This is a genomic window from Bradyrhizobium sp. CCBAU 11361, from assembly GCF_028128935.1.
Taxonomy (GTDB): Bacteria; Pseudomonadota; Alphaproteobacteria; order Rhizobiales; family Xanthobacteraceae; genus Bradyrhizobium; species Bradyrhizobium niftali.
Map to the genome: position 1 here is coordinate 1 of NZ_LBJZ01000111.1, position 4,610 is coordinate 4,610.

The 4,610-nt window shown below is 64.5% G+C and carries 2 protein-coding genes; one reads left to right on the plus strand and one right to left on the minus strand.

From position 1 onward, the window contains the following. Window positions 1-251 precede the first annotated feature (251 nt). On the minus strand, window positions 252-704 hold the full coding sequence (locus XI08_RS10215; protein WP_271574319.1) for a cupin domain-containing protein: 453 nt from the start codon (window positions 702-704) through the stop codon (window positions 252-254). A gap of 330 nt (window positions 705-1,034) precedes the next feature. Here XI08_RS10215 and XI08_RS10220 point away from each other — a divergent pair, with 330 nt between their 5' ends. Next, the gene (locus XI08_RS10220; protein WP_271574320.1) at window positions 1,035-4,439 is read left to right on the plus strand and encodes an AAA family ATPase; all 3,405 of its coding nucleotides are present in this window, start codon (window positions 1,035-1,037) and stop codon (window positions 4,437-4,439) included. The last annotated feature ends 171 nt before the right edge of the window (window positions 4,440-4,610 follow it).

A 4,610-nucleotide genomic window follows, 5' to 3' on the forward strand; every position in this document is an offset into this window, starting at 1 on the left:
CATTGATGCAAGACCGTATCCACCGGATCGTCGAAATCTTCTTGCACCCCACGGCCGGACCATACATTCGGGTCAAAAGCAGCGATGGACGCCAAGTTGGATCGGCGCCCGGTTTGCCCCTGACAACCGACGTGACACGCGCTCAATCGACCGTCGGCTAAGGACCCAACAGCCGACATCGCGCCTGTGCCGGAATGACGAAAGAGGCCGCCGATTGAGGTAGCCTCTTTATATGCTTCGGCGCTTCGTTTTTACTTCTTGCGCGGATCGTCGGCTGGATCGATGAACACGATGCCCCCCGGCCCGGTGAATACAATTTGGACCATCGTTTCTTCGTTTGTCGTCCAAACATAATGGGGGTGCTTCGCCGGCAGCGCGAAGACGGAGCCCGGCTTCAAAATCTCGCCTTTCGAGGGATCAAACTTTTCCCCCATGGCGTTCCCAAAGCTGCCACTCATCACGGTGACGACCTCGGCATAGGGATGAGTGTGCGGCGGAACTTTATAATTCGGCGGGAATTTCACCCGCTGGACGATCGTCTCGGCCCTTGTTGGGTCACCGATCAAGATGGCGGTTTGCACACCCCTGAAGACCGGATGCTCTATCCACGTCAGCCCATCGGGCTTGACCACCTTCATCGCATCTTGAGCCATCGCAGAACTTGCCAACGCGATCAAAGCGGCGGCGACAAAGGGCTTGTTCATCCTAACCTCCTCCCAAATGTTGCGGAGCTGGAAGGCCCGATAGGATACAGCAAAAAATTCAGACTGAAGCGCTTAAATTCATTCTCGGATCGGCTTGAACCGTCCATCGCGAACCAAGTCCGAATTGGGTCATTCGCGACGTTTGGAGCCGACGCTTATGACGTCCCTTCTTTCCTTACCAGCGGACGTTTCCAGGGGGCGGCGACCTCAAAAGATGCCAGGAGTTAGCCCTCCCCCGCAGTGATCACGTGACCTTTTATCGCGCCCTCGCTCAAACTGTTTTGCAGTAAGCTGACGCACTTTAGTAGAGACGAGAGCCGGGAGTAGCCCATGGACGTCACAGCTTGGCTGTGTGGTCTGGGGCTGGGACAGTACGCACAGGCGTTCCGCGAGAACGACATCGATGCCGAGGTCCTCCTGGACCTCACGGCCGAGGATTTGATCGGGCTCGGCGTCGCCTCGATCGGCCATCGCCGCAAGCTGCTCGCCGCCATTGCCGTCCTGCGCGCCGGCTCAATGTCAGTGACCGCCCCTGCTACGGCCGCACCCGCCGCCATCTCCGCCAGCGTCTCACTTGCATCCGAGGCCGAGCGCCGCCAGCTCACTGTGATGTTTGTCGATCTGGTCGACTCGACCGCGCTCGCGGCGCGGCTCGATCCGGAGGAAATGGCCGAAGTGCTGCGCAGCTATCACAGCGCAGTGGCGGGTGCGATCGCGCGGTTCGAAGGGCATGTGGCGAAGTACATGGGGGATGGTGTACTGGCCTATTTCGGCTACCCGCGCGCCCATGAGGATGAGGCCGAACGCGCGGTGCGGGCCGGCCTCGCCGCGGTCGTGGCGGTGCAGAGCCTGGGATCGGGGCACGGCGAGACGTTGGCGGCCCGTGTCGGCATCGCGACCGGGTCGGTGGTTGTCGGCGAGTTGATCGGCGAAGGCGCGGCGCGTGAGGAGACGGTGGTCGGCGATACGCCGAATCTCGCAGCGCGGCTGCAAGCCCTCGCCGAGCCGGGTACGGTGATGATCTCCGCCCGCACCCGCGAGCTCGTTGGTGGGCTGTTCGAACTCGCCGAGTTCGGCCTGCAGATCTTAAAGGGGTTTCCCGTTCCGGTGCGGGCGTGGCGCGTGGTCGGAGAAGGCGCCGCCGAGAGCCGGTTCGAGGCACTGCACGGGGCAGGTCTGACGCCGCTTGTCGGGCGCGAGCATGAGATCGGCCTGCTGCTCGAGCAGTGGGAGCGCGCCAAGGAGGGGGAGGGCCAGGTGGTGCTGCTGGCGGGCGAGCCGGGCATCGGCAAGTCGCGCCTCCTGCGGGCGCTGCGCGGGCGACTTGAAGATGAGGCGCATACGGCCCTGAGCCACTACTGCTCACCGCACCATCAGACCAGCCCGCTGCATCCGGTGATCGGGCTTTTGGAGCGGGCGGCGGGCTTCGCCGCGGATGACCCCGCCGCAACGAGGCTCGACAAGCTCGAGGCGCTGCTTGCGCTCTCGAGCAATGATGTCACCGGGGTGGCCCCGCTGCTCGCGGCATTGCTGTCGCTCGAGACCGGTGCGCGCTACCCGCCGCTCGACGAGAGCCCGCATCGGCAGAAGGAGCGGACGCTCGAGGTGCTGATCGATCAGGTCCTGGGCCTCGCAGCCCACCAGCCCGTCCTCGCCCTGTACGAGGACGTGCACTGGGCCGATCCGACCTCGCTCGAGCTGCTCGATCTCCTGATCGACCGGGTGCAAGGCGCCCCCGTGCTGGTCCTCATCACCTTCCGGCCGGAGTTCGAGCCGTCCTGGACGCATTATGCCCATGTCACCGCGCTGACCCTCAGCCGGTTGAGCCGCCGGCAGGGGGCGGCCATGGTCGCGCGGCTGAGCGGCGGTAAGGCGCTCCCCCCCGCGGTGCTCGACCAGATCGTGGCCAAGACGGACGGCGTGCCGCTGTTCGTCGAGGAGCTGACGCGGACCGTGCTGGAGACAAATCTGCTCCGGGATGAGGGCGACCACTACGCGCTCGCCGGACCGCTGCCGCCCATGGCGATCCCGGCCACGCTCCAGGAGTCGCTGCTGGCCCGCCTCGACCGGCTGGCTCCGGCCCGTGAGGTCGCCCAGGTCGCGGCCGCGATTGGCCGGGAGTTCTCGCATGAGCTGCTCGCTATTGCGGCGGCGCTACCGGAGAGCGAACTGCAGGCGGCGTTGGACGACCTCGTCGGCTCGGGCCTGGTGTTCCGGCGCGGGATGCCACCTCAAGCGACCTACAGCTTCAAGCACGCGCTCGTGCAGGACGCCGCATATGCGACCCTGGTGCGTGCGACGCGCCAGCGCCTGCACGCCCGCATCGCCGCCGCGCTCGAGCAGCATTTTCCAGAGACCGTGCAGGCGCAGCCCGAACTTCTGGCCCACCATTACATGAAGGCCGGGCTGGCCGAACCGGCGATCGACTATTGGCTGAAAGCGGGACAAGCAGAGATCGCGCGCTCGGCCACAGCAGAGGCGATCGCGCAACTGAGCAAAGGGCTGGAGCTGATCACTGCTCTCCCCGACGATGCCGCACGATGGCGACGAGAGCTGGAACTGCAAGTCGCCCTCGGCGTCGCCCTGATGGCTGCGAAGGGCTGGGCCGCCCCAGAGGTTGGACAGGCCAACGCACGGGCTCGAGACTTGTGCGAACGGCTCGGCGAGACTCCGTGGCTCTTCCCTGTCCTCTATGGGGAATGGGTTTTTCATGTCGTGAGGGCGGAGCTCGAGTCCGGTCGAAGTGCAGGCGAGGATTTGCTCCGCCGCGCGCAGGAACAGAACGACGCTGCCGCCGAAACCGTTGGCAACCGCATCGTCGGAACCGCTGCATTGCTTCGCGGCGAGCCTGGGATTGCCCGCGCCCATCTGGAGCGGACGCTCGCTCTCTACGATCCGGCCGCCCATCGGTCGCTTGCCTTTCTGGTCGCGCAGGATCCACGCGTGTCGGGACTGTCCGTTCTATCCTGGTCACTGTTCGCCCTCGGCTACCCCGAGCAGGCACGGGCGAGGAGCGAAGAGGCATTGACAGACGCGAAGGAGTTGTCTCATCGCAACACCCTCGGCTATGCCCTGCTTTACGGCTGCATCCTGTCGCAACTCCGCCGAGACCGAGACGAGGCCCAAGGTCGAGCGAATTCGCTGATCGCGCTTGCAGCCGACCAGGGATCCCCACACTTCCTTGCGGCTGGCAATGTCATTCGCAGCTGGATCCTGGGCGCGACCGGGGAGCTTGATGCTGGTATCACGCAGCTCCGAGATGGGCTGACGAGATGGCAGGCTACTGGAGCGGGTTTCCTGGTGCCCTATTTCCTAAGCCTGCTCGCTGAGCTCCACGGCCGTGCCGGCGCAGTTGAGGAAGGCTTGGATTTGATTGCAAAGGCGCTGGACCGGGTGGCGGAAACCGGCGAGCGGTGGTTCGAGGCCGAGCTCCATCGGATGAAGGGCGAGCTGATGCTGCGGCTGCGGAAGGCCGATCCGACCGCTGCGGAAGCGCGGTTTCGGCAAGCGGCCTCAGTTGCGCGACAGCAGAGCGCCAAGCTGTGGGAGTTGCGCGCAGCGACAGGACTTGCACGATTGTGGAGAGAACAGGGTCGGCGCGGCGAGGCGCACGACCTGCTCAGTCCGCTCTATAGCCAGTTCACCGAGGGCTTTGGGACACCGGATCTACAGGCTGCAAGAGCAATGCTTCGAGAGATCATTGCCAGCTCCGAGTCGAACATTAAACGCCAGTAGTTGATTGGGCAAACGAACACGGCTCTTCGCCAAGTTGCTTGGACAAGAATTTCGCCGGCTTTCATTGGGTCGTGGCATGAAGCCGCCCGCCTCTGAATGGCGGCTCAGCGGCATTCGCGTCGTTTGACCGTGCGGCCGGCGAGCCATTAATAGCACTGGTCGCCACTGATT

Excerpts from the sequence above, each read along its gene's own strand:
- XI08_RS10215 (WP_271574319.1), bottom strand. The coding sequence starts at position 704 with ATGAACAAGCCCTTTGTCGCCGCCGCTTTGATCGCGTTGGCAAGTTCT.
- XI08_RS10220 (WP_271574320.1), top strand. The coding sequence starts at position 1,035 with ATGGACGTCACAGCTTGGCTGTGTGGTCTGGGGCTGGGACAGTACGCA.